This is a genomic window from Bacillus proteolyticus (genome assembly GCF_001884065.1).
Lineage (GTDB): Bacteria > Bacillota > Bacilli > Bacillales > Bacillaceae_G > Bacillus_A > Bacillus_A proteolyticus.
The window spans coordinates 172,706-199,114 of sequence record NZ_MACH01000116.1 but is presented as its reverse complement, the minus strand read 5'-3'; the positions used below and the strand labels follow the sequence as shown (position 1 = coordinate 199,114).

The 26,409-nt window shown below is 37.2% G+C and carries 27 protein-coding genes, 2 pseudogenes and 1 other annotated feature; of the genes and pseudogenes, 21 read left to right on the top strand and 8 right to left on the bottom strand.

The genetic code is table 11. From position 1 onward, the window contains the following. The first annotated feature begins 3 nt into the window (after nt 1–3). The 19 genes from BAQ49_RS20495 (at nt 4) to pyrE (ending at nt 19,758) form a co-directional block, all read left to right on the top strand. Complete coding sequence (locus BAQ49_RS20495) at nt 4–678, top strand: YggS family pyridoxal phosphate-dependent enzyme (RefSeq protein ID WP_071746837.1); 675 nt, start codon at nt 4–6, stop codon at nt 676–678. 19 nt (nt 679–697) lie between these two features. Then, nucleotides 698–1,168: a cell division protein SepF gene (locus BAQ49_RS20490; protein ID WP_071746836.1), complete on the top strand. Its 471-nt coding sequence runs from the start codon at nt 698–700 to the stop codon at nt 1,166–1,168. Nucleotides 1,169–1,174: 6 nt separating this feature from the next. After that, nucleotides 1,175–1,438: a YggT family protein gene (locus tag BAQ49_RS20485; RefSeq protein ID WP_071746835.1), complete on the top strand. Its 264-nt coding sequence runs from the start codon at nt 1,175–1,177 to the stop codon at nt 1,436–1,438. A gap of 15 nt (nt 1,439–1,453) precedes the next feature. Then, entirely contained in the window at nt 1,454–2,221 is a 768-nt protein-coding gene (locus BAQ49_RS20480; RefSeq protein WP_071746834.1) for a YlmH family RNA-binding protein, read from the top strand. 90 nt (nt 2,222–2,311) lie between these two features. After that, nucleotides 2,312–2,818 carry a septum site-determining protein DivIVA gene (gene divIVA, locus BAQ49_RS20475; RefSeq protein ID WP_001131611.1) on the top strand — a complete coding sequence of 169 codons (507 nt, stop codon included), beginning with the start codon at nt 2,312–2,314 and terminating at the stop codon, nt 2,816–2,818. Nucleotides 2,819–2,869: 51 nt separating this feature from the next. Next, nucleotides 2,870–3,094: a binding site (T-box leader), on the top strand. Between the two features lie 70 nt (nt 3,095–3,164). Further along, nucleotides 3,165–5,930, top strand: a complete 2,766-nt coding sequence (ileS2, locus tag BAQ49_RS20470) for an isoleucine--tRNA ligase (RefSeq protein ID WP_071746833.1) — start codon at nt 3,165–3,167, stop codon at nt 5,928–5,930. Nucleotides 5,931–6,095: 165 nt separating this feature from the next. Continuing rightward, complete coding sequence (locus tag BAQ49_RS20465) at nt 6,096–6,425, top strand: TraR/DksA C4-type zinc finger protein (protein ID WP_071746832.1); 330 nt, start codon at nt 6,096–6,098, stop codon at nt 6,423–6,425. A 124-nt stretch (nt 6,426–6,549) separates the two neighbouring features. Continuing rightward, nucleotides 6,550–7,008, top strand: coding sequence for a lipoprotein signal peptidase LspA (lspA, locus tag BAQ49_RS20460; protein WP_000642178.1), 459 nt, complete (start codon nt 6,550–6,552; stop codon nt 7,006–7,008). A 4-nt stretch (nt 7,009–7,012) separates the two neighbouring features. Next, entirely contained in the window at nt 7,013–7,921 is a 909-nt protein-coding gene (locus BAQ49_RS20455) for an RluA family pseudouridine synthase (protein WP_071746831.1), read from the top strand. A 203-nt stretch (nt 7,922–8,124) separates the two neighbouring features. Then, nucleotides 8,125–8,667 carry a bifunctional pyrimidine operon transcriptional regulator/uracil phosphoribosyltransferase gene (pyrR, locus tag BAQ49_RS20450; RefSeq protein ID WP_001156490.1) on the top strand — a complete coding sequence of 181 codons (543 nt, stop codon included), beginning with the start codon at nt 8,125–8,127 and terminating at the stop codon, nt 8,665–8,667. Between the two features lie 146 nt (nt 8,668–8,813). Continuing rightward, nucleotides 8,814–10,097, top strand: a complete 1,284-nt coding sequence (gene uraA, locus BAQ49_RS20445; RefSeq protein ID WP_071746830.1) for a uracil permease — start codon at nt 8,814–8,816, stop codon at nt 10,095–10,097. 147 nt (nt 10,098–10,244) lie between these two features. Further along, complete coding sequence (pyrB, locus tag BAQ49_RS20440) at nt 10,245–11,159, top strand: aspartate carbamoyltransferase (protein ID WP_071746829.1); 915 nt, start codon at nt 10,245–10,247, stop codon at nt 11,157–11,159. Continuing rightward, entirely contained in the window at nt 11,143–12,429 is a 1,287-nt protein-coding gene (gene pyrC / locus BAQ49_RS20435) for a dihydroorotase (RefSeq protein ID WP_071746828.1), read from the top strand. Before pyrB ends, pyrC begins: the two co-directional genes overlap by 17 nt. Continuing rightward, complete coding sequence (locus BAQ49_RS20430; protein WP_071746827.1) at nt 12,426–13,523, top strand: carbamoyl phosphate synthase small subunit; 1,098 nt, start codon at nt 12,426–12,428, stop codon at nt 13,521–13,523. The genes pyrC and BAQ49_RS20430 overlap by 4 nt, the downstream gene beginning before the upstream one ends. Then, nucleotides 13,508–16,726: a carbamoyl-phosphate synthase large subunit gene (gene carB / locus BAQ49_RS20425; RefSeq protein ID WP_071746826.1), complete on the top strand. Its 3,219-nt coding sequence runs from the start codon at nt 13,508–13,510 to the stop codon at nt 16,724–16,726. The genes BAQ49_RS20430 and carB overlap by 16 nt, the downstream gene beginning before the upstream one ends. After that, complete coding sequence (gene pyrK / locus BAQ49_RS20420; RefSeq protein ID WP_071746825.1) at nt 16,723–17,502, top strand: dihydroorotate oxidase B electron transfer subunit; 780 nt, start codon at nt 16,723–16,725, stop codon at nt 17,500–17,502. Before carB ends, pyrK begins: the two co-directional genes overlap by 4 nt. Beyond that, a complete protein-coding gene (gene pyrD / locus BAQ49_RS20415; protein ID WP_071746824.1) occupies nt 17,499–18,428 on the top strand; it encodes a dihydroorotate oxidase B catalytic subunit in 930 nt (309 codons plus the stop codon). Before pyrK ends, pyrD begins: the two co-directional genes overlap by 4 nt. Further along, on the top strand, nt 18,413–19,129 hold the full coding sequence (gene pyrF, locus BAQ49_RS20410; protein WP_000083488.1) for an orotidine-5'-phosphate decarboxylase: 717 nt from the start codon (nt 18,413–18,415) through the stop codon (nt 19,127–19,129). The genes pyrD and pyrF overlap by 16 nt, the downstream gene beginning before the upstream one ends. After that, on the top strand, nt 19,126–19,758 hold the full coding sequence (pyrE, locus tag BAQ49_RS20405; RefSeq protein ID WP_000711455.1) for an orotate phosphoribosyltransferase: 633 nt from the start codon (nt 19,126–19,128) through the stop codon (nt 19,756–19,758). The genes pyrF and pyrE overlap by 4 nt, the downstream gene beginning before the upstream one ends. Before the next feature lie 39 nt (nt 19,759–19,797). Here pyrE and BAQ49_RS20400 read toward each other — a convergent pair whose 3' ends face one another. The 6 genes and pseudogenes from BAQ49_RS20400 to BAQ49_RS20370 all read right to left on the bottom strand — a co-directional run. Continuing rightward, on the bottom strand, nt 19,798–20,475 hold the full coding sequence (locus BAQ49_RS20400; protein WP_071746823.1) for an HAD family hydrolase: 678 nt from the start codon (nt 20,473–20,475) through the stop codon (nt 19,798–19,800). A gap of 22 nt (nt 20,476–20,497) precedes the next feature. Beyond that, the gene (locus BAQ49_RS20395; protein ID WP_071746822.1) at nt 20,498–20,752 is read right to left on the bottom strand and encodes a YbeF family protein; all 255 of its coding nucleotides are present in this window, start codon (nt 20,750–20,752) and stop codon (nt 20,498–20,500) included. A gap of 168 nt (nt 20,753–20,920) precedes the next feature. Next, a pseudogene (locus tag BAQ49_RS20390) lies at nt 20,921–21,816 on the bottom strand (hypothetical protein); the annotation flags it as partial. Between the two features lie 475 nt (nt 21,817–22,291). Then, entirely contained in the window at nt 22,292–22,576 is a 285-nt protein-coding gene (locus tag BAQ49_RS20380; RefSeq protein ID WP_071746820.1) for a chromosome segregation protein SMC, read from the bottom strand. Between the two features lie 134 nt (nt 22,577–22,710). Then, the gene (locus BAQ49_RS20375; RefSeq protein ID WP_071746819.1) at nt 22,711–23,145 is read right to left on the bottom strand and encodes a hypothetical protein; all 435 of its coding nucleotides are present in this window, start codon (nt 23,143–23,145) and stop codon (nt 22,711–22,713) included. A 276-nt stretch (nt 23,146–23,421) separates the two neighbouring features. Further along, nucleotides 23,422–23,631 (bottom strand): annotated as a pseudogene (locus BAQ49_RS20370) (hypothetical protein); the annotation flags it as partial. Nucleotides 23,632–23,781: 150 nt separating this feature from the next. Here BAQ49_RS20370 and BAQ49_RS20365 point away from each other — a divergent pair. Together BAQ49_RS20365 and BAQ49_RS20360 are read left to right on the top strand one after the other, a co-directional pair. After that, nucleotides 23,782–24,147, top strand: coding sequence for a YoqO family protein (locus tag BAQ49_RS20365; RefSeq protein ID WP_071746818.1), 366 nt, complete (start codon nt 23,782–23,784; stop codon nt 24,145–24,147). Nucleotides 24,148–24,162: 15 nt separating this feature from the next. Continuing rightward, on the top strand, nt 24,163–24,531 hold the full coding sequence (locus tag BAQ49_RS20360; protein ID WP_071746817.1) for a YoqO family protein: 369 nt from the start codon (nt 24,163–24,165) through the stop codon (nt 24,529–24,531). Between the two features lie 32 nt (nt 24,532–24,563). Here the strand turns inward: BAQ49_RS20360 and BAQ49_RS20355 are convergent, their stop codons facing one another. Beyond that, entirely contained in the window at nt 24,564–25,088 is a 525-nt protein-coding gene (locus BAQ49_RS20355; protein ID WP_071746816.1) for a DinB family protein, read from the bottom strand. A gap of 84 nt (nt 25,089–25,172) precedes the next feature. After that, nucleotides 25,173–26,243, bottom strand: coding sequence for a M24 family metallopeptidase (locus tag BAQ49_RS20350; protein WP_071746815.1), 1,071 nt, complete (start codon nt 26,241–26,243; stop codon nt 25,173–25,175). Between the last annotated feature and the right edge of the window lie 166 nt (nt 26,244–26,409).

Below are 26,409 nucleotides of genomic sequence, written 5' to 3'. Positions count from 1 at the left end.
CAAGTGACAGTGCAAGGGAATTTAGCAGCTGTAAACGAAGCAATTAAAGAATCTTGTGCACGAGCTGGACGTTCGATGAAAGATATTAAGCTCGTTGCAGTTACAAAAACTGTAGGGATTGAAAAAACAAACGAAGTAATTGAAGCGGGAATTATTGATTTAGGTGAAAATAGAAATGAAGGTTTCTTACAAAAATACGAGCATTTCGGTTCAAAAGTGAATTGGCATTTTATTGGCTCATTGCAAACGAGGAAAGTAAAAGAAATCATTAACGAGATTGATTATTTACATTCATTAGATCGCCTTTCGCTTGCAAAAGAAATTCAAAAACGCGCTGAAAAGAAAATTAAATGCTTTATTCAAGTGAAAACATCATCAGAAGAATCAAAGCAAGGATTAGCGATAGAAGAAGCAATTCCATTTATTCAAAGTTTGCAAGAATTTGATAAAATTGAAGTGGTTGGACTAATGACAATGGCGCCTTTTACAGCTGAAGAGGAAGATATTCGTCGCTGCTTTAAGGAATTACGTATGTTACAAGCAGAGGTGCAAGAGCTAGAGTTGTTACATGCGCCATGTGAAGAATTATCAATGGGAATGTCCAATGATTACACGATTGCAATTGAAGAAGGGGCTACATATATTCGTTTGGGCACGATTTTAGTAGGGAAAGCGTAAAAGGAAGGAGAATATTATTATGAGTTGGTCAAAAGTAAAATACTTCTTTTTTGACACACCAGAAGAAAAAGAAGCAGCTCAATATAGTTATGAAAAGGAGCAAACAGACATGAAAAAGCAACAAGATCCCCCAGAAAAACAGGATGTTCCGTTTGCAAAAGTGCAACCGAAACAAAATGTTGTGAGCATTGAAACGGCGAAGCAATCTTCAAAAGTTGTTTTACTAGAACCGCGCACATATTCGGAAGCACAAGGGATTGCGGATCACTTAAAAGGTAGACGAGCTGTTGTAATTAATTTGCAAAGAATGTCTACAGATCAAGCGGTGCGTATCGTTGACTTTTTAAGTGGTACTGTATACGCTATAGGCGGGGATATTCAAAAAATAGGACCGAAAACATTTATGTGTACACCTGAAAATGTAGATATTGTTGGTGCAATTTCAGAGTTGTTCGGTGAAGAAGAAGAAACAAATATAAAGAGGTGGTAATACGCCATGGCAACAGTTTTAACAGTTTTACTTTATGCTATCGAGATTTACTCGTGGGCACTTATTATTTACATTCTCCTATCATGGTTTCCTGGTGCAAAGGAATCAACTTTTGGAGAGTTCCTTGCACGTATTTGTGAACCATATTTAGAACCATTTCGCAGGTTTATTCCGCCACTTGGTATGATTGACATCTCTCCAATCGTTGCGATTCTTGCGTTAAAGCTTGCTACAAATGGTTTAGTAAGTTTATTCCGCTATTTCTTATAATAAGAGGTTACTTGCATGAGCATCTACGAGCATTTTAGACCTGATGAAGAGGTCTTTGTGGATAAAGTATTAGAGTGGAAACAGGCGGCTGAGTACCATCAAGTCAAGTTAACAGATTTTCTTGATCCAAGACAGCAACAAATTGTCTCTATGGTAATAGGGCAAGGAGAGGTTGCTGTACGCTTTGATGGTGCGATGCCTGAATCTGAACGAAAAAGAGCACTAATTTATCCAGACTATCTAGAATTAAATGAAGAGGAATTTCAAATAGAAGTATTAGAAATTGACTATCCTTCCAAATTTTACACGCTAGAACACAGGCAAATATTAGGTGCATTTATGTCACTTGGTTTAACAAGAGAAAAATGTGGTGATATTTTGCTTCAAGAAAATCGTGCCCAAATTGCAGTTGCAAAAGAAGTTGCATCGTATATTGAAATGAACTTACAATCAATAGGGAAAGTGAAAGTATCTCTCGCGCCTGTACAAGCAGAACAAATTTTGCGTGTAGGTGAAAAGTGGGGAGAAAAATCTGGAACAGTTTCGTCACTTCGTCTAGATGTTTTGTTAGCTGAAATGCTACATATATCCAGGCAGAAAGTACAGCCTCTTATAAAAGGCGGCTTAGTAAAAGTCAATTGGAAAACAGTAGAGCAAACTGCGTATGAATGTTTTCCAGGGGATGTATTCTCGGTTAGAGGATACGGAAGAAGTAAAATATTTTCTGTAGAAGGTAGAACGAAGCGCGACAAATGGAGAATTTTGTATGGTATACTAAAATGATTGGTTTTTTTAGCAGGAAATCCTCCTATTTTGTCGAAGAAAAGATATAATTAAAAGAGGAAATTTAGATAACTACTTGGAGGTGGCGTTGTGCCGTTAACACCATTAGATATTCATAACAAAGAATTTGGTCGCGGATTCCGTGGCTATGATGAAGATCAAGTAAATGAGTTTCTTGATCAAATCATCAAAGATTATGAATTAGTCATTCGTGAGAAAAAAGCTTTAGAAGAAAAGGTTGCGCAATTAGAAGGAAAGTTAGATCATTTTTCTAATATTGAAGATACGCTAAACAAATCTATCGTTGTTGCACAAGAAGCAGCGGAAGAAGTAAAACGTAATGCGCAAAAAGAAGCGAAATTAATTGTACGTGAAGCTGAAAAGAATGCGGATCGTATCATTAACGAAGCGTTAGTAAAATCAAGAAAAGTTGCATTTGATATTGAAGAATTAAAAAAACAAGCAAAAGTATTCCGAACTCGTTTCCGTATGCTATTAGAAACACAGCTTGAAATGTTAAACAACGATGATTGGGATAAGTTAATTGAGTTAGAAGACGAAGTAGATGAGCTGTTGAAAAAAGAAGAAACAGTGTAAGCTTGACGTTTTTCTCATTATTACATATAATTTTAAACAACATATTTATTAAGAAAAACGAAGATAGGGATAAGTACCTTTTTCATACCTTATATAGCGAACTGAGGACGGTGTAAGCTCAGGATAAGGAGATAATGGGAATATCACCCTGGAGTTCCGCGCTGAACAAATGAAGTAAGCGTAGGCGTATATTCGCGTTAAGAATATAAAGAGGATTTTATACATATGTATAGGATCTACTAGGGTGGTACCGCGGGAGACTTTCTCGTCCCTTTTGGGATGAGAAAGTCTCTTTTTTATTCCGTTTTTTAGGTCTTTCTTTTATACATGTAAGGAGGAATTGAGCATGGAGTACAAAAATACATTACTAATGCCAAAAACAGAGTTCCCAATGCGTGGGAATTTACCAAAACGTGAGCCTGCAATGCAAGAAAAATGGGCTGAAATGAATATTTATGAAAAAGTACAAGAACATACAAAAGGCCGTCCTTTATTTGTATTGCATGATGGACCTCCATATGCGAATGGTGACATTCATATGGGACATGCATTAAATAAAGTGTTAAAAGACTTTATTGTTCGCTATAAGTCAATGACTGGTTTCAGTGCACCATATGTTCCGGGTTGGGATACGCACGGTTTACCAATCGAACAAGCATTAACGAATAAAGGTGTAAAACGTAAAGAAATGACAGTTGCTGAGTTCCGTAAGTTATGTGCAGAGTATGCATATGAACAAGTAGAACGTCAACGTGAACAATTTAAGCGTCTAGGTGTACGTGCAGATTGGGATAATCCATATATTACTTTAGAGCCAGCTTATGAAGCACAACAAATTAAAGTGTTTGGTGATATGGCGAAAAAAGGTTACATCTATAAAGGGCAAAAACCAGTTTACTGGTCTCCAACAAGTGAGTCTGCTTTAGCAGAAGCTGAAATTGAATACCAAGATAAAAAATCAGCATCTATTTATGTAGCGTTCCCTGTAAAAGACGGAAAGAACGTATTAGAAGGTGATGAGAAATTTATCATTTGGACAACAACTCCTTGGACATTACCTGCAAACTTAGGTATTTCTGTTCATCCAGAGCTTGAATATAGCATTGTAAAAGAAAATGACGAGAAATATATTATCGCTTCTGAATTATTTGAGACAGTTGCGAAAACGTTAGAGTGGGAAAATGCTGAAGTTGTGAAAACGGTAAAAGGTAGCGAACTTGAGTATACAGTTGCAAAACACCCATTCTACGATCGTGATTCATTAGTTATGCTAGGAGATCACGTAACAACAGATGCAGGTACAGGTTGTGTTCATACAGCACCAGGACACGGGGAAGATGACTTCGTTGTTGGTAAAAAGTATGGATTAGAAGTACTTTGCCCAGTTGATGATAAAGGTGTATTAACAAATGAAGCACCTGGATTTGAAGGCTTATTCTATGATAAAGCTAACAAGCCAATTACAGAAAAATTAGAAGAAGTAGGCGCGTTACTGAAACTAACATTCATTACGCATTCATACCCACATGATTGGAGAACGAAAAAACCAATTATTTTCCGTGCGACGGCACAGTGGTTTGCATCTATTGAAGCATTCCGTAAAGAGTTATTAGAAGCTGTTGCGGAAACAAAATGGGTACCAGCATGGGGAGAAACTCGTCTTCATAATATGGTTCGTGACCGTGGTGACTGGTGTATTTCTCGTCAGCGTGCATGGGGTGTGCCAATTCCTGTATTCTATGCAGAGAATGGTGACCCAATTATTACGGATGAAACAATTAACCATGTAGCAGATTTATTCCGTGAACACGGTTCTAACGTATGGTTCGAGCGTGAAGCGAAAGATTTATTACCAGAAGGATTTATACATCCAGGTAGCCCAAATGGTGAATTTCGTAAAGAAACAGACATCATGGATGTATGGTTCGATTCAGGTTCTTCTCACCAAGCGGTATTAGAAGAGCGCGAAGACTTACAACGTCCAGCCGATTTATATTTAGAAGGATCTGACCAGTATCGTGGTTGGTTTAACTCTTCATTATCAACAGCAGTTGCTGTAACTGGTAAAGCTCCATATAAAGGCGTACTAAGCCATGGTTTCGTACTAGATGGTGAAGGACGTAAAATGAGTAAGTCGATTGGAAACATCGTCGTACCGAAGAAAATTATGGATCAATTAGGCGGAGACATTTTACGCTTATGGGTATCTTCTGTTGACTATCAATCTGATGTACGTATCTCAGATGATATTTTAAAACAAGTAGCAGAAGTGTATCGTAAAATCCGTAACACATTCCGTTTCTTATTAGGAAACTTAGATGACTTTAATCCAAGTGAAAATACAGTAGCGGTAGCTGAACTTCGTGAAGTAGATCGTTACATGTTAGTGAAGTTAAATGATTTAATTACAAAAGTAAAAGATGCATATGAAACATATGACTTTGCTGCTGTATATCATGCGATTCACAACTTCTGTACAATTGATCTAAGTTCATTCTACTTAGACTTTGCAAAAGACATTTTATACATTGAAGGTGCAGATCACGCGGATCGTCGTGCAATTCAAACTGTATTATATGATGTTCTTGTTGCATTAACGAAACTTGTAACGCCAATCTTACCTCATACAGCTGATGAAGTATGGCCATATGTTCCTGGTGCAGAAGAAGAAAGCGTACAGTTAACTAATATGCCAGAAGCTGCAGAAGTAGAGGGTTCAGAAGCGTTAAGAGCAAAATGGGATGCATTTATGACATTACGTGATGACGTATTAAAAGCTTTAGAAGTAGCTCGTAATGAGAAAGTAATTGGTAAGTCATTAAATGCGAGCATTACGCTATATCCAACTGCAGAAATGAAGGCTATGTTAGAGTCTATTAGCGAAGACTTAAAGCAATTATTCATCGTCTCTGAGTATAAACTTGGTGGTACAATTGAAGAAGCGCCAACAGAAGCACCAAAGTATGAGCATACAGCTGTAGTTGTAGCACAGGCGACAGGTGAGACGTGTGAACGTTGTTGGGTTGTTTCAGAGACAATTGGTAAAGATGCAGAACATGAAACATTGTGTGAGCGTTGTGCAACAGTTGTTAAAGAAAACTATGTAAAATAATAAAAAACTGACTGCGAGTAAGTGCAGTCAGTTTTTTTGTTTTTTTCGTTGATGATATATTGAAATAATTTCCACTCTCTTTCCTATGAAGGAAAAATGTGTGTGAGGTAAGCGTGAGAATTTCGGACACACTAATCGTACATTGCAGCTGGGAGGAATGTACACGTGAATGAAATATATATGGAAATAAAAGAAGAATTGCAATTGATGAGAAAAGAGTTGCAAGAGAGACTAGCTAAAGAAGTCATGCACAAATATGATACAGAGTTTAGCGGGGAGCTTGGATATGAAATAAAGGAAGAGATAAAGAAAAAATTGCTATTACATGATATAAAAGAAGATTTAAAAGATGTAGAACGTGCATTGTTTAAAATGGAAATAGATATGTACGGTATTTGTGAAGAAACTGGGAGAGCGATTCCTACAAAACAAATGAAAACAATGCCGACTGCTCGTACGATTCATGAATTTTTCTATGAAAAGGTAAATGTATGAATACGCACAACGATATTATGTTACCTTTTTTTAATTTATTTTATTCTTCTATAAAGGTTCATTGTGAAAAGGTAGCAGCTATGCTAAAATTTTGAGGTACACTGTCTTTGTGGGGGAAATGAAAATGATATATTATGTAATAGCGTTATTTGTCATTGCCATCGATCAAATATCGAAGTGGCTAATTGTAAAGAACATGGAATTGGGTACGAGCATTCCGATTATCGATAATGTATTATACATAACATCACATCGAAATAGAGGAGCTGCCTGGGGTATTTTAGAAAATAAAATGTGGTTCTTCTACATTATTACAGTCGTTTTCGTAGCATTTATCGTATTTTATATGAAAAAATATGCAAAAACGGACAAACTTCTAGGTATTTCATTAGGTCTAATTTTAGGCGGAGCAATTGGCAATTTTATTGATCGTGTATTTAGACAAGAAGTAGTGGATTTCATTCACGTGTATATTTTCTCGTACAACTATCCAGTATTCAATATAGCTGACTCAGCATTGTGTATTGGTGTTGTATTAATTATTATTCAAACAGTATTAGAAGGAAAGAAAACGAAGGAGTAATTGAATGAGTGAAGTAGTACAAGTAACAGTTGCAGAAGAACAAAAAAGCGAGCGAATTGATAAATTCGTTGCAGAAATAAACAGTGAATGGTCACGTTCACAAGTACAGCAATGGATTAAAGATGCCGTTGTGACAGTAAATGGGAAATCAGTTAAAGGGAATTATAAAGTAAAAGGAAATGATGAAATTACAGTAACAATTCCTGACCCAGAAGAGTTAGATATTCAACCGGAAGATATGAATTTAGAAATTTATTATGAAGATGCAGATGTACTCGTTGTAAATAAGCCACGTGGTATGGTTGTGCATCCGGCACCAGGACACACAAGCGGTACGCTTGTAAACGGACTTATGCATCATTGTACAGACCTATCAGGTATTAACGGTGTAATGCGTCCTGGTATCGTGCATCGTATTGATAAAGATACATCTGGACTATTAATGGTTGCTAAAAATGATATGGCGCACGAATCACTTGTAAATCAACTTGTAGCAAAAACAGTAACAAGACGCTACAAAGCGATTGTACACGGTGTAATTCCACATGATAAAGGAACAATTGATGCGCCAATTGGTCGTGATAAGAAAGAGCGTCAAAGTATGACAGTTGATGAAAATGGTAAGAATGCTGTTACGCACTTCCAAGTGTTAGAACGCTTTAAAGACTTTACACTTGTAGAATGTCGCTTAGAAACGGGACGTACGCACCAAATTCGTGTTCATATGAAATATATTGGTTATCCACTTGCAGGGGATCCAAAGTATGGTCCGAAGAAAACATTAGATCTGAATGGGCAAGCACTTCATGCAGGAATTTTAGGTTTCGATCACCCTCGTACTGGTGAATATATTGAGTTTGAAGCACCGATTCCAGAAGTGTTTGAAGAAGCACTAAATATTTTACGGAAATAGTATTGACAAATCGTAAGAAAACTGAGATACTGACAACAGTTAAATAATGATCCTTTAACACAGCCCCGTGAGGTTGAGAAGGTAACGGTTTGAAATACTTAGGGTATGTTGTACCCTTTTTTCAAAAGTCCTCTTGCACACGTTGAGAGGACTTTTTTTATACCATTACTCTCACGCAAGAAAAAAGCTTGGAGGTGTAGAGCATGCAAGAGAAAGCTGTCGTTTTAGATGACCAAATGATTCGCCGCGCTTTAACACGAATTAGTCATGAAATCGTGGAACGAAATAAAGGTGTCGATAATTGTGTTCTTGTCGGAATTAAAACTCGTGGAATTTTTATTGCACAACGTTTGGCAGAACGAATTGGTCAAATTGAAGGAAAAGAAATGGAAGTTGGAGAGTTAGATATTACGTTATACCGTGATGATCTAACACTACAATCGAAAAATGAAGAACCACTTGTAAAAGGTTCTGATATCCCTGTAGATATTACGAAGAAAAAAGTTATCCTTGTGGATGATGTGTTATATACAGGAAGAACAGTTCGAGCAGCAATGGATGCTCTTATGGATTTAGGTAGACCATCACAAATCCAATTGGCTGTTCTTGTTGATAGAGGTCATCGTGAATTACCAATTCGCGCTGATTATGTAGGAAAGAACATTCCAACATCTAGTGAAGAGCGTATCGAAGTTGATTTGCAAGAGACAGATCAACAAGATCGAGTAAGCATATACGATAAGTAAAGCCCTTTTAAATGTAGTCCTGTGAGGCTGCCAAAGGGTCTTGGCTTTCATATGTCAAATTTGGCATACGAAAGTATAGGACTCTTTGTGCACAGGCACAAAGAGTTTTTTTATTGCAAAGATTATAACTGAAGGAGGATGTAACAATGGAACAAAAGCCAGTGTTAGACATTCATGAAGTACCGAAACCGGGAAAATGGTTATTATTAAGTATACAACATTTGTTCGCGATGTTTGGATCAACAGTGCTTGTTCCGTTTTTAACAGGACTGAATCCATCAGTAGCTTTAATATCAAGTGGATTAGGAACGCTAGCGTTTCTTCTTATAACGAAAGGTCAAGTACCAGCATATTTAGGATCATCATTCGCCTTTATTGCACCAATTATTACAGCAAAAACAGCAGGTGGACCTGGAGCAGCAATGCTTGGTGGAATGCTAGCAGGACTTGTATACATCTTAATCTCAATCGGAATTAAGAAATCTGGATCAGAGTGGATTATGAAATTACTTCCGCCGATCGTAGTTGGTCCGGTAGTAATGGTAATCGGTCTAGCTTTAGCACATACAGCAGTTAATATGGCGATGAACGGTGCAGATGGCAAGTATAGCTTTACACACTTTTCAGTAGCATTAGTAACATTAGCAATTACAATTATCTGCTCTATATTCGGAAGAGGATTTTTCAGCATCATACCAGTACTGCTTGGCATCATCGGCGGATATATCTTCGCTTACTTCCAAGGGCTAGTAGACTTAAAGCCGGTAGCTGAGGCAAAATGGTTTGTTGTACCAGATTTCACAGTACCGTTTGTAACATACACTCCGGAGTTCTCGTGGAAGATTGTACTTTTAATGGTACCAGTTGCACTAGTAACAATTTCAGAACATATCGGACATCAAATTGTACTAGGAAATGTTATTAAAAGAGATTTGATTGAAAAACCAGGCTTACACCGTTCAATATTCGGTGATGGGATAGCAACATTGATCGCATCACTAATAGGTGGACCACCGAATACAACGTACGGTGAAAACATAGGTGTGCTAGCAATTACGAGAGCATACAGTGTATACTTATTCATCGGTTCAGCAGTGTTCGCAATCATGTTTGGATTTATCGGGAAGATTTCAGCACTGATTCATTCGATTCCAACACCGGTTATGGGTGGTGTATCAATCTTACTATTCGGTGTAATCGCATCAAGCGGTTTGCGCATGATGGTAGATGATAAAACAGACTTAAGCGACAAACGAAACTTAATGATTGCATCAGTTATACTAGTAATCGGTATTGGTGGGGCGGTACTACACGTAGGTGAATCATTCCAAGTAGAAGGAATGGCACTAGCAGCAATTATAGGTGTACTGTTAAATCTACTACTACCAGAAACAAAACAAGTAAAACAATCTAAGCAGATTGCTTCATAAAAACAACCTTTTAATTCAGTCCTGTGAGACAGAGAAGGGGGGCTTCTTCCTTGCACCCTAGTCTCACACGACTAGGGTATTTTTATGCAGATATTGTTATATAAATACAAAAGTGATAACATAAAATCAGAAAGATGAGGGATGACGATGAGCCATTTGTTAACGATGAGTGAATTATCGGAACTAGAAATTTCAGAAATCCTAAAAGACGCAGAAGATTTTGCGAATGGAAAAGAGAGAAAAACGACAGAGCAAACATTTGTTGCAAACTTGTTCTTTGAGAATAGTACGAGAACGAGATTTAGCTTCGAAGTAGCTGAGAAGAGATTAGGTCTTGACGTATTAAACTTTTCAGCAGATTCATCTAGCGTACAAAAAGGAGAAACTTTATACGATACGATAAAAACACTAGAATCAATCGGAACAAAAGCGGTAGTCATCCGCCATGAGCAAGATCGTTATTTCGATGAATTAAAAGATCAGGTAAACATCCCGATCTTAAACGCAGGTGATGGATGCGGAAATCATCCAACGCAATGTCTGCTGGACCTTCTAACAATTAAACAAGAGTTTGGAAGATTTGAAGGTTTAAAGATTGCAATAGTAGGAGATGTTCGTCATAGCCGAGTAGCACGTTCTAATGCAGAGGCTTTAACAAAAATGGGCGCGACAATTTACTTTGCAAGTCCAGAAGAATGGAAAGATGAAAATAACACATTTGGAACATACAAAGCATTAGATGAACTTGTTCCAGAAGTGGATGTGATGATGTTACTACGTGTACAACATGAGCGTCATGATCATTATGAAACAGACATCATGAAAGAGTATCACAAGCAACATGGATTAACAGTTGAAAGAGAAAAACGTATGAAAGAAGGAAGCATTATTATGCATCCAGCTCCTTTTAACCGTGATGTTGAAATTGCAAGTGAACTTGTTGAGTGTGAGCGTTCGCGCATATTCAAACAAATGGAAAATGGAGTTTACGTAAGAATGGCTGTACTAAAACGCGCCTTACCAAATGTATTAGGAGGAATGAAACATGAATTATTTGTTTAAAAATGGTCGTTATATGAATGAAGAAGGAAACATCGTAGCAACAGATCTTCTCGTACAAGACGGTAAAATTGCGAAAGTAGCAGAAAATATTACGGCAGATAATGCTGAAGTAATCGACGTAAATGGAAAGTTAATCGCACCTGGATTAGTAGATGTACACGTTCATCTTCGTGAACCAGGTGGTGAACATAAAGAAACAATTGAAACGGGAACATTAGCAGCAGCAAAAGGTGGATTCACTACAATTTGTGCAATGCCAAATACACGTCCAGTACCAGATTGCAGAGAACATATGGAAGACCTGCAAAAACGTATTAAAGAAAAAGCACATGTCAACGTACTACCATACGGAGCAATTACAGTACGCCAAGCAGGTTCTGAAATGACAGATTTCGAAACTTTAAAAGAACTTGGAGCATTTGCTTTCACTGATGATGGTGTAGGCGTACAAGATGCGAGCATGATGTTAGCTGCTATGAAGCGTGCAGCGAAATTGAATATGGCAGTAGTTGCACACTGTGAAGAGAATACACTTATTAATAAAGGTTGTGTACATGAAGGGAAGTTTTCTGAGAAACACGGACTAAACGGTATCCCATCAGTATGTGAATCTGTACATATTGCAAGGGATATACTGCTTGCTGAAGCGGCAGATTGTCACTATCACGTATGTCACGTAAGTACAAAAGGATCTGTACGTGTAATCCGTGATGCGAAACGCGCTGGAATTAAAGTAACAGCAGAAGTAACACCGCATCACTTAGTGTTATGTGAAGATGATATCCCGTCAGCTGATCCTAACTTTAAAATGAACCCACCGCTTCGTGGAAAAGAAGACCACGCAGCGTTAGTTGAAGGGCTATTAGATGGAACGATCGATATGATCGCAACTGATCATGCCCCGCATACAGCGGAAGAGAAAGCACAAGGAATTGAAAGAGCACCATTCGGAATTACTGGTTTTGAAACAGCATTCCCGCTTCTATACACAAACCTTGTGAAAAAAGGAATTATCACACTTGAGCAGTTAATTCAATACTTAACAGAAAAGCCAGCTGATACATTCGGTTTAGAAGCAGGTCGCCTGAAAGAAGGTAGAGCAGCTGACATTACAATCATTGATTTAGAACAAGAAGAAGAAATTGATCCAACAACATTCTTATCAAAAGGAAAAAATACACCATTCGCAGGTTGGAAATGCCAAGGATGGCCGGTAATGACAATCGTTGGTGGTAAGATCGCATGGCAAAAGGAGAGTGCATTAGTATGAAAAGACAACTTATCTTAGAAGATGGAACAGTATTAATTGGAAAAGGTTTCGGAGGAGAAATCGAAAAGTCAGGTGAGGTTGTATTTACAACAGGAATGACTGGATATCAAGAAACATTATCTGATCCATCATATTGCGGTCAAATTGTAACATTTACGTACCCATTAATCGGAAACTACGGCATTAACCGTGACGATTTTGAATCAATTCACCCATCTGTAAATGGTTTAATCGTAAACGAAATTTGTGATCACCCATCAAACTTCCGTAATGAAATTTCGTTAAATGATTACTTAAAAGGAAGAAACATCCCAGGATTAGCAGGAATTGATACGAGAAAATTAACGAGAAAAATTCGTCAATACGGTACATTACGCGGACGTCTTTGCAATATGGATGTGGATGTAGAGGACATCGTTAGCCAATTGAAAGCAACTGTCTTTACAGATCATGTAAAACGTGTATCAACAAAAGATCCATATCCAAGTCCAGGTCGTGGTCATCGTGTTGTACTTGTAGACTTCGGAATGAAACATGGTATTTTACGAGAATTAAATAAGCGTGACTGTGATGTAATTGTAGTACCTTACAATACAACAGCAGAAGAGATTTTACGCCTTAGCCCAGATGGAATTATGTTAAGTAATGGACCTGGAGATCCAAAAGATGTACCAGAAGCAATTGAAATGTTAAAAGATATTATCGGTAAAGTTCCTTTATTCGGAATTTGCTTAGGACATCAATTGTTCGCTCTAGCATCTGGTGCAAATACAAGTAAGTTGAAATTCGGTCACCGTGGTTTAAATCATCCAGTGAAAAATCTTGCAACTGGAAAAGTAGCAATTACATCTCAAAACCATGGTTATGCAGTAGAAGAAGAATCAGTTAAAAATACAGAACTTGAAATTACACATGTTGCTTTAAATGATGGAACAGTAGAAGGTCTTCGTCATACGAAGTTCCCGGCATTTACAGTACAATACCATCCAGAAGCTTCAGCAGGACCAGAAGATGCAAATGATTTATTCGAAGATTTCTTAGCAATGATTGAAAACTTCAAGAAAGAAGGGGAAGAGTTATGCCAAAACGCCTAGACATTAACACAATTTTAGTAATCGGATCAGGACCAATTGTAATTGGGCAAGCAGCAGAGTTTGATTACTCTGGTACACAAGCTTGTCAATCTCTTAGAGAAGAAGGTTACAAAGTAATCCTTGTTAACTCGAACCCAGCAACAATTATGACAGATACTGCAACAGCAGATAAAGTATACATTGAGCCATTAACATTAGAATTCGTAAGCCGTATTATTCGTAAAGAACGTCCAGATGCAATCTTACCAACATTAGGTGGTCAAACAGGATTGAATATGGCTGTTGAACTTGCGAAATCAGGCATACTTGAAGAGTGCGGAGTTGAAATTTTAGGAACAAAATTATCAGCAATCGAGCAAGCGGAGGATCGTGATTTATTCCGTACATTAATGCAGGAATTAAATGAACCAATTCCATCTAGTACGATTATTCATACGCTGGAAGAAGCACATGAATTTGTAAAAGAAATTGGTTATCCAGTTATTGTTCGCCCAGCATTTACAATGGGGGGAACAGGCGGCGGAATCTGTAGTAATGAAGAAGAACTAATTGAAATCGTATCAGGTGGATTAAAACATAGTCCAGTAACACAATGTTTATTAGAAAAGAGTATTGCTGGTTGTAAGGAAATTGAGTATGAAGTAATGCGTGATTCAAATGATAACGCGATTGTAGTATGTAACATGGAAAATATTGACCCAGTAGGGGTACACACAGGTGATTCAATCGTTATAGCGCCAAGCCAAACATTAAGTGACCGTGAGTATCAAATGTTACGAAACACTTCATTACGAATTATTCGCGCATTAGGAATTGAAGGTGGATGTAACGTTCAGCTTGCACTTGATCCACATAGCTTCCAATACTATGTAATCGAGGTAAACCCACGTGTAAGTCGTTCATCTGCACTAGCATCTAAAGCAACTGGATATCCAATTGCGAAGTTAGCGGCGAAAATTGCAGTCGGTTTAACATTAGATGAAATTATAAATCCAGTAACACAAAAAACATACGCTTGCTTCGAGCCAGCATTAGACTATGTCGTTTCAAAAATTCCACGTTGGCCATTTGATAAGTTTGAATCAGCGAACAGAACGCTTGGTACACAAATGAAGGCAACTGGTGAAGTTATGTCAATCGGACGTAACTTAGAACAATCCTTATTAAAGGCAGTTCGTTCTTTAGAGCTTGGTATCTATCACTTAGAGTTAGACCACTTAAAAGAGCTTGATAAAGAAACAATGAAAAAACGTATTATAAAAGCTGATGATGAGCGTCTGTTCGTTGTAGCAGAAGCAATCCGTCAAGGTGTAACGAAAGAAGAAATTAACTCATGGTGTGAAATGGACTTCTTCTTCTTACAAAAAGTTGAAAATATCGTAAATATGGAACGCGAAGTAAAAGAAAATGTAGGAAATATGGAAGTATTACAATCTGCGAAAGAAATGGGCTTCAGCGACCATTACATCGCCAATGCTTGGAATAAAACAGAGCGTGAAATTTACGATATACGTAAAGAAAGCAAAATGACTCCTGTTTATAAAATGGTAGATACTTGTGCGGCAGAGTTTGAATCTGCAACACCATATTACTACAGCACATATGGTGACGAGAATGAATCGATTTTAACAGATCGTAAGAGTGTAGTTGTACTAGGGTCTGGTCCAATCCGTATTGGTCAAGGGGTTGAGTTTGACTATGCAACAGTTCACTCTGTATGGGCAATAAAAGAAGCTGGATATGAGGCAATCATTGTTAATAACAACCCAGAAACAGTTTCGACAGACTTCAGTATTTCTGACAAATTATACTTTGAGCCATTAACAATCGAAGATGTAATGCACATTATTGATTTAGAAAAGCCAGAAGGTGTTATCGTCCAATTCGGTGGCCAAACAGCAATTAACTTAGCTGCTAAATTAGAAGCACACGGTGTGAAAATCTTAGGAACATCACTTGAAGATTTAGACCGTGCAGAAGATCGTGATAAGTTTGAATCAGCTCTAACACAGCTTGGTATCCCGCAACCAGTTGGTAAAACAGCAACGACTGTAGAGCAAGCAGTAGCAATCGCTGACAAGATTGGTTACCCAGTATTAGTAAGACCGTCTTACGTACTAGGTGGACGTGCAATGGAAATCGTATATCGTCAAGAAGAACTGCTGCACTACATGAAAAATGCCGTTAAAGTTCACGCAGATCACCCAGTATTAATCGACCGTTACATGGTTGGTAAAGAAATTGAAGTAGATGCAATTTCAGACGGTGAGAATGTATTCATTCCAGGTATTATGGAACATATTGAACGCGCTGGAGTTCACTCTGGTGACTCAATCGGAGTATATCCACCACAGAGCTTATCTGCAAAACTGAAAGAACAAATTATTGAACATACAATTGCACTTGGAAAAGGATTAAACATTATTGGATTACTAAATATCCAGTTTGTAGTATTCGAAGATCAAGTGTATGTAATTGAAGTAAACCCACGTGCGAGCCGTACGGTACCATTCTTAAGTAAAATTACAGGCGTACCGATGGCGAATGTCGCAACGAAAGTTATTTTAGGGCAAAACCTTGTAGAACAAGGATATGGAACTGGCTATCACCCAGAAGAGAAAGAAGTGTATGTGAAAGCACCGGTATTCTCATTTGCGAAATTACGCTCAGTTGATACAACATTAGGACCTGAAATGAAGTCAACAGGGGAAGTAATGGGGAAAGACTTAACACTTGAAAAAGCCTTATACAAAGGGTTAGTTGCTTCTGGAATTAACATCCCAACGCACGGATCAGTAATCATCACTGTAGCGGATAAAGATAAAGAAGAGGCGATGGAAATTGCAAAACGTTTCCACGAAATCGGTTATAACTTATTAGCGACAGCTGGAACAGCACAAACATTAGCAGAGCAAAACATTCCAGTACAAGTTGTAAACAAAATTGATTCTGAAGACTACAACTTACTAGATATTATCCGTCAAGGAAAAGCACAGTTTGTAATCAATACATTAACAAAAGGAAAACAACCAGCGCGTGATGGTTTCCGCATTCGCCGTGAATCAGTAGAAAATGGTGTGGCTTGCTTAACATCACTTGATACAACGAGAGCAATCTTACGAGTATTAGAATCTATGACATTCTCAGCTCATTCAATGAAAGAAATTACGCAAACGAAGCGTCACGAGGTGGTACATGCATGATGCAAAAGCAAAATATGATTGTCGTTAACCAAAAAGAAATCGCAAAAAACATTTACGAATTAGTGCTTCAAGGAACTTTAGTACAGCAAATGAACGAACCAGGGCAGTTTGTACACATTAAGGTAGCAGAGGGCATTGCGCCCCTTCTGCGCCGCCCAATTAGTATTTGTAATGTAGATCAAGAGAAGAACGAATTTACAATGCTATATCGTGCGGAAGGACAAGGAACAAAAACATTAGCAAAAAGAAAACAAGGCGAACTTGTAGATGTATTAGGACCACTAGGACATGGTTTTCCTGTAGAAGAAGCGGAAGCTGGACAAACGGCTCTATTAGTTGGAGGGGGAATTGGTGTACCACCACTATATGAATTGTCACAGCGTCTTGTAGCAAAGGGAGTACGCGTTATTCACATCTTAGGTTTCCAAACGAAAGATGTTGTCTTCTATGAAGAGAAATTCGCAGAGCTTGGTGATACGTATGTTGCAACAGTTGATGGTACGCATGGTACAGAAGGCTTTGTAACAGATGTAATTGATAGCTATGGAATTGACTTTGACATTCTATACTCATGTGGACCTTTAGCGATGCTTCGTGCATTAGAAGGACGCTATAAAGAGAGAAAAGCCTACATTTCATTAGAAGAGCGTATGGGCTGTGGCATTGGAGCATGTTTCGCATGTGTATGCCATCTGCAAGCAGATCCGAGTGGACATTCTTACAAGAAGGTGTGTAGCGACGGACCAGTATTTCCAATCGGGGAGGTTGTACTATGAACAGATTGCAAGTTGAATTACCAGGGTTATCATTAAAAAATCCAATCATCCCAGCATCTGGTTGCTTCGGATTTGGTCGTGAGTATGCACAGTTCTATGATTTAAGTGTACTTGGATCAATTATGATTAAAGCGACAACAGAACAACCACGATATGGAAATCCAACGCCTCGTGTTGCTGAAACACCAGGCGGAATGCTAAATGCAATCGGGCTTCAAAATCCTGGATTAGAAAAGGTAATGAATTCTGAATTACCTTTTCTCGAGCAATTTGATCTTCCGATTATTGCAAATGTTGCTGGCTCACAAGCTGAGGATTATGTAGCAGTTGCGAAGGAAATTTCAAAGGCACCTAATGTTCATGCGCTAGAATTAAATATTTCTTGTCCAAACGTAAAAACGGGTGGTATCGCTTTTGGTACGAATCCTGAAATTGCTGCTGATTTAACGAAGCGAGTAAAAGAGGTTTCTGAAGTACCGGTATATGTGAAATTGTCACCGAACGTGGCAAACATTGTGGAGATTGCAAAAGCAATTGAAAATGCAGGTGCGGACGGTTTAACGATGATTAATACATTGCTTGGTATGCGTCTAGATTTAAAAACTGCAAAACCAATTTTAGCAAACCGTACAGGCGGACTATCAGGGCCAACGATTAAGCCAGTAGCAATTCGTATGGTACATGAAGTAAGTCAAGCGGTTAACATTCCGATTATCGGAATGGGTGGTATTGAAACAGCGGAAGATGTAATTGAATTCTTCTATGCTGGCGCAAGCGCGGTTGCAGTTGGCACAGCGAACTTCATAGATCCGTTCGTATGTCCGACAATTATTGAAGAGTTACCAGCGTTACTAGATGAATTAGGATTTGATCACATTTCGGAGTGTCAAGGAAGGAGCTGGAAGCAAACATGTCACAGTCGTTAATTGTTGCACTAGATTTTCCAGGGAAACAAGATGTAGAACAATTCCTACACCACTTTGAAGGGGAAGAGTTATTTGTCAAAGTTGGTATGGAGTTATTTTACAAAGAAGGCCCTGCGATTATTACGTACTTAAAAGAAAAAGGGCATAAGATCTTCCTAGATTTAAAACTTCATGATATTCCGAATACAGTAAAAAGCGCTATGCGTAGCCTAGCTAGTCTAGATGTTGATATGGTAAATGTTCATGCTGCTGGGGGAAGCAGTATGATGAAAGCTGCGATTGAGGGGTTAGAGGAAGGTAAGCAAGAAGGAAAAGAGAGACCGATTTGTATTGCAGTTACACAACTAACAAGCACTTCGGAAGCTATGATGAAAAAAGAGATTGGCATTGAGAAAACGTTAGAAGAAGCGGTTGCTCATTATGCAAAATTAACGAAAGAAAGTGGGCTTGATGGAGTTGTTTGTTCAACACTTGAAGTTCCGAAATTACGTGAAGTATGCGGAAATGAATTTGTAACAGTAACACCGGGGATTCGTCTTGCAAGCGATGATGTGAATGACCAAGTGCGCGTAGCAACACCGAAACGTGCGAGGGAACTTGGTTCAAGCTACATTGTAGTTGGACGTAGTATTACAAAAGCAGAAAATCCGCTTGAAGCGTATAAAACAGTAAAACAACAGTGGGAAGGTGTAACAGTATGAAAAAAGAAATCGCATCGCATTTATTAGAAATTGGAGCAGTATTTTTACAACCGAATGATCCATTTACTTGGTCTTCTGGTATGAAATCACCAATTTATTGTGATAATCGTTTAACTTTATCTTATCCAAAAGTACGTCAAGCGATTGCAGCTGGATTAGAAGAGTTAATTAAAGAGCACTTCCCAACTGTAGAAGTTATTGCAGGAACAGCAACTGCTGGTATTGCGCACGCTGCATGGGTAAGCGATCGTATGGATTTACCAATGTGCTACGTACGTAGTAAAGCAAAAGGTCACGGTAAAGGGAACCAAATCGAAGGAAAAGCTGAAAAAGGTCAAAAAGTAGTAGTAGTAGAAGACTTAATTTCAACTGGCGGTAGTGCAATTACATGTGTAGAAGCACTTCGTGAAGCTGGCTGTGAAGTATTAGGAATCGTATCAATCTTCACATACGAGCTAGAGTCAGGAAAAGAAAAATTAGAAGCAGCTAACGTAGCTTCATATTCTTTAAGTGATTACAGTGCATTAACTGAAGTTGCAGCAGAAAAAGGTATGATCGGACAAGCTGAAACGAAAAAATTACAAGAGTGGCGTAAAAATCCAGCTGACGAGGCTTGGGTCACAGCGTAACATGAAAAAAGACGACCGCGGGGGAACGCAGTCGTCTTTTTATATCATCGTTAAAACTTCATGTAAAGAACATATAGTAGGAACATCACACTTGCGTTGAGAGTTATCTCGATTTAACCATATCCCTTGCATTCCAGCTACTGTACTACTAATTGCATCAGTCTCTAATCGATCACCAATATAATAGCAATCTTTCATTTCGAGATTCGATTGTAATACGGCTCTGTGAAAAATTTCAGGGTCTGGTTTTGATATACCAATTTCACTAGAAGTAAAAATATATTTGAAATATTGTAGAATGTTTAGAGCTGTTAATTTTTCGATTTGTTGTTCATAGTTACCATTACTAATGATACCTAATGAGTGGCCTCTTTGCTGCAAGGTTTTTAATGTATAGAGTACATCTTCAAACAGGGTCCAGTTGTTCTTATATAGTTCTATATATTGATTGAATCTGTGCTGAGATTCCCAGGGTGATAAGTTTACTCCGTATGTTTTAAATAAATGATACATTCGCATCTCTTGTTGTTCTTGAAAAGATAATTCCTTGGATAAAAACTTGTTGAAATATTTTTCTGATAATGCATTCCAGACTTTTGTGGCTTCTAATTCATTACCTGAAAAAAGGGTGTTATATGTTTGAAAGAAATCTATAATACCTTTACTTTCAGCGGTATCATAATCAAGTAAAGTTCCATCAATATCAAAGAAAATCATATTATAATCTCCCTGCTAACAACTATTTAGCGTTTTCCACAACCTCATACCCTCTCACAAACAAGAGCGTCATGTAAGAAACGATAAATGAGAAAATGCTGTACATGCCAACCCAAAAGAAAAATTTTGGAGTAAAGGCGATAACACCTATTATTATAAAACTAGCAAACGTTACAACCGGCATTACGTAATACGTTTTCGTCTTGCGTGTTCCAATAACAGAAACGATAAAGATAAGCAATGGACAAATTAATAAGACGAAAATCAATTCATTCATAGTTATGTCCCCTTTTCTAATTGAAGTAATCTGTTTCTCGTAAACGTTTTGAAATAAATACTCTCCTAATATAACTTCGCTGCCATATACATAATACCTTTTGAAAGCCGGTAATAGATGATGAATTTTACAATAAAAAACCGTAAGCAAGAGAATATTTGCTTACGGTTATAAAATAAACATCGCAACGATAGTGGTGACGATTAAGCCGATAACAACTGGTAAAAAGTTTCGACGTGCGAGTTCAAATGGATCTACTTTACATATAGCAGCGGCAGGAATAAGTGCCCAAGGAATTAACGTTCCTCCCCCGGTCCAGATTGCTGCAATTTGTCCGAGTGCTGTTAATGTAGCTGTTCCATGCCCAAGTGCTGTTCCGAAAAGGTTTGCAATCGAAATACCGGAAAAGCCAGATCCGTCTAAACTAGTAATAACACCAACGATAGTTAATGTCCCTGCCGATACATATTGATTTAAAGGAACAGTTTGAGATAAGGCGATTCCTAAGTCATTGATGATTCCATGTGAACCTTTCGGTAAATAATCTCCAATAATTTTCACAAATCCGCTATCTCCTAAATAAAAGAGTGCAGCAATTGGAATAACTGGTCCGAAAATTTTAAAGCCAAATTGGAGCCCTTCTATTAAATAATCGGTCGTTTTATTTAATCCATTTCCTTTGTAGGCGATGAGAGAAATAATGATAATCATAATAACAGTCGTTCCGCCGATAAGTGCAGTTGCATCGCTTCCTTGTAGTTTAAATTGAATCATACAAAGATATCAAAGATATATATGATAGGGATACATCTAGCGAGCCATTTCTTTATGTGAGGGGATAATAAAATAGTAGTTTTAGATGGTTCAGTTGATGAAGAGGAATCTTGTAAGGATAGTCCTGTATGAAATTCTTTTCGTAAGAAGAAAAATGCGACGGAAGTTGTCACAATGCCCATAACAATGACGAGGGGAACACTGGCAGAAACAACGCTGGAAACAGGAAGACCAGCAGCGTTTGCAGTTAATTTCTGTGCACCTTGAATAACGAAGTCACCTGATAAAGATGGAACAAAATCACGCAACAAGCATTAGCGGACATTAGGAATCTGTTCTATAAAGAACCGGATTCCTTTTCTGTCTTTATTTGGGGTTCAGCCGAGATATGTGTAAAGATAGGTCATATCCTTACTTTTATTTCCAATCGAATAGGGGGGAAGGATCAACCTCTACTACTACAACAAACCCAACACATCTAAAAAGATAAACACTGGTATCATCGTAATGACATATATAATAATTTTACAAATAAAAGGAATCTTAATACCTAACTTATTCGGAAGAAGCCATACCGACAATCCCAACAGCGTACGCCCTACAGCCAAATATAATTGCGGTAAAAGAACATTATCCATTCTTACCTCCATATACTCTTTACCAGACTCAAACAATACAGCATATAGGATCAATATAATGAAATAAAGAATAAACACTTTCACATAACTTTTCCATTTGTTTTTTCTCAACTTATAAAAACGCCTTTTATTTTCCATTCCCAGCGATGCCCTCAACGATTTCCCTTGCTGATTTTCTGTTTTTATTTATTTCGATTATCTCACTTAATCCTTTACGTACATCAGCAAAGCCTTGTTCGAATGTAGCTTGCAATCCAGTATGTACATTCTTTAAATCGTCCATCTTACTTTCTACCGAGGTTAATTTAATATCTAAATTAACCATTCTACCGTCCAACTTATCGACCTTCTTTTCCATTGATACTACCTTGTCATATATCTGTTCAATCAATTTCTTTTCATTTTCTGTCATCGCAGCAAGACCTCCCAAAAGTTTTTAGAAACCATCGCAAAATTATCTTTTATCAAAAATGTCTATTCATTATTAACAAATGGCAAGATACACCCTCTTAAAGTAAAGCCCCCGTTAGTTGAAAAAGAAATTACTCAATACTCAACTATATTTAACCATTGACCATCGGGACCAATGGTTATATGAGGAACCTTATTTAATTGAAGCATTTTGTAAATGTCCAAATTCTTTTTGGTTAATTTACTTAATTGTTCCGATACATCGGTCTCGGAAAATATCAGATAATCCATTGTAGTTGACCGTAAATAAAATTCATAGATATATCGTTTTTGACTGTCTTTTAAATAACCCATATAACCCATTTCCCTTGGAAAAGTACGTGGTAACGGGAATTTATTAACTTCAATAAAGTCATTTGAAAGTTCATTTAATAGGTCTTGTTCATATTCAGGAATAATCGCATAGATATAACACTCTTGCTTGTAAATGCTATTGATTATGCTAACAAACTCTTGTTCATCAATTTCTTCATCGAGTAATATTTCCTGTTTTTTCGAAATGTTTTTCAAAGACCAATCACCCCTTTTTTATGATTATAAAATTAGACTGGAGATGTTTCCTTTTTCAAGTAACCTGCCCGTTAGTTTAATTATAGGGTACCCCCCTATCAAGTAAAAGTTAATTTCGTTAGAATCGTTCTCAGCAACACGCCTTGTGCCTGAAAAAGTTTTAAAAATGTGGTGTGTTTTTTTCATCTATCAGACCGACATATATATAGGTCGCCCACCCATGGTACGGTCTGTAGCTTCACTAGTTCGTTATGATCTTTGTTAGAGGATTATCTATATTGTTGGTAATAGCTCAGTAATGGCGTAAATGAAACTTTGAAAAATACCGCTAATAGCAAGAGGGATAGAACTTTTAGCGGTTAATGCTAATAAAAAGATAAAAACGATACAAATAATCGTCGTATCTTTCCGGAGAATAAAAAAGGTAATAATAGTGAGTAAACAAAGAATATAGAGAGCGTGCAACAGCGTTAATTCAACTCCCATAACATTCACATCCTAGGCATTTGTGTAGTTTACTGTATGAAAGCAGTGAAAGTATGTGAGTGTAGAAAAATTTCATGTACTGTAATGGTAAGAATAAGAAATGGATGTTACAATACAATTAATCCTGAAAATGGAATTTAAGGAGGGGCTATGCACAAAAAAATTGGATTTTGGGGATTCATCATATCTTGCAGTCTATTAATCATTTTAAGTCAATTTACAAACAATGAATGGGTAAGTATCATACCTGTTTTCGGGTTTGTTTTTGTACTGTTATATAACTGGGATGATATGAAACAATATAGCAAGAAAAGTATCGGAATTATGATAGGTATCACTGTTGTTTGCTCATTTTTCGTAGGGTTTATTTTAATAGAAGGGCAGAAACAAATGGAGAAAATGTCTATTTTTCAAGAATGGATGTCTTCTGCAAAAGGTCTTTATATTGTACTTGTAGTTGTTATTTTTCTAAGAATTGTTATAAGCATAGCAAGTTACATATTAAAGGCGAAGTAGAATGGGGGAGTACGAATGAGAGAGAAAATAGGGTATTATGGTGTGCTCGTTTGTTTACTATTATCAGTTATTTCAGGGCAATTTCTTAAAAGTGAATGGGTACCAGTTATATTATGTATAGGAGTATTGATTTTTGCTCCTATGTATCGCTGGGATGAATGGAAAGCATATAGTCGAAAAAAGAAAATTGTTTTCAGTATCGAGTTTGTTATTATAATTAGCACGATTCCGTTTTTGTTATTGAAAGGAAATGAGATAATAGATGGAATTGTAATGTTTCAAGGGTGGTTATTTATTGCGAAATTGCTATATTTAATATGCATTTTAATTTCGGTAGCGGTAGTCGCTAAAAAAGTAAACGAAAAGTTATTCGTTAATGAATAAAAGAAAATGCCACCTTATTCGGTGGCATTTTCTTACTTTACTGAATGAGCTTTTTGCATCTTTTTAATTAAACGAATTTGTCCGCGATGGTTGATCTCATCTTCAAATACGTGAAACCACTTAAAGTAGTTATTTGCTGGTTTGTCATGCCAAAAGTCTGTCGTTTTAAATAGCCATTCGTCAGGTAACGATTGAAAAGTTTCAATCGTTTTGGAACGTACTTCTTGTAATGTATTGATGTAAAATTCAATGGAGTTTCCTTTTATTTTCTCACGTCCAAGATTCCCTAACTCAACAGCAGGTAACCAACGTTCTAATTCAGCATCTGTCGGTTCACGATCTTCAAAGGTATGAATTTGGTAGTAAAATTCAATAGCGGCCATATGGTACAATAACATGCCAATTGAATTTGCTTCATCATCATATAAATAATCAAGTTCTTCAATTGTTAAACCTTCCACCGCTTGCATCGTTGTGTAACGAGCGTAATTCATCATGGAAACAAGTTTTGAAAATTCAACTTGTAAACCATCTATTTTATCAATTACAAAATTCAATTAAAATTCCCCCTCTTTAAACGATGACTCCAGAGAAAGAATTCTATGTGTAGAGAAAAACTCCTTTTAAAAAAGGCCATGCTTTTAACAAGGAATAACAATTAGTTCTCTATTTGACTTTGTAATAACTTCATATCCGTCTTTTGTAATGACGATATCATCTTCAATTCTACAACCGCCCCAGTTCGGTATGTAAATACCCGGCTCAACCGTAACAACCATACCTTCTTCTAAAGTAGCCTTACTTTCTTGGGATAGGCGAAGAGGTTCATGTATTTCTAAACCAAGACCATGCCCGGTAGAGTGGCCGAAATATTGACCGTATCCATGCTCTGTAATGTAATCTCTTGTTATATCATCGATACTTTTCGCAGTTTCTCCAGGTTTAATTGCTTCAGTTCCACGTTTTAATGCTTCAAGTACAACATTGTATATCTTTTTGAATTCTTCTGATGGTTCCCCGATTGCTACAGTGCGTGTTATATCGGAACAATATCCGTCGTAAAGTGCACCGAAGTCTAATGTAACGATATCGCCTCGTTCGATTATTTTATTTGATGCAACTCCATGAGGAAGTGAAGAACGAATGCCAGAAGCTACAATAATTTGAAATGATGAGGAGGTAGCTCCTTTTTTTCGCATGAAAAATTCTAACTCATCTCGAACATCATTTTCACTTATTCCCGGTTTTAGAAACGTAATGATGTGGTGAAATGCTTCATCAGCGATATTAGCAGCGATTTTCATTGTTTCTATTTCAGGCGTGTCTTTAATAATACGAATATTTTCGATGATTTCGCACACTTGAATCATTTCCGCATGTACATATTTTTGTAAGTTTTTATATTGTTGCAATGTCATGTTGTTTTCTTCAATTCCGAGTTTTTGAATGTTTAATCTCGATACTTGATTTGCAACTTCTTCTTCCAAATTCCCTTTATGCATAATGATTTCCGCGTCTTTTATTTGTGATTTCGCTTGATCTACATAGCGAAAATCAGTTATGAAAACCGCTTGATCTGCAGAGATTAAGACGACGCCAGCGCTACCTGTAAAGCCTGTTGCATATTGGCGATTTTCTTTTTTTGTAATAAGTAATCCGTCAATTTCATAGTTTTGTAGTTGATTTTGGATTTTATTAATTTTTAAAGTCATGTTAATTCCCCCTATTCACAGTATTGAATAAAGCAAATAGCGTGCCAAAATGTATATTTGAAGAAAAGATAGTAGGAACTACATATGTTTTAGGGGAGATAAAAAATTAGCCCGCTATTTGTGGGAGGCGGTTTGTTCATAAAATCAAGATTACTTCAATAATCAG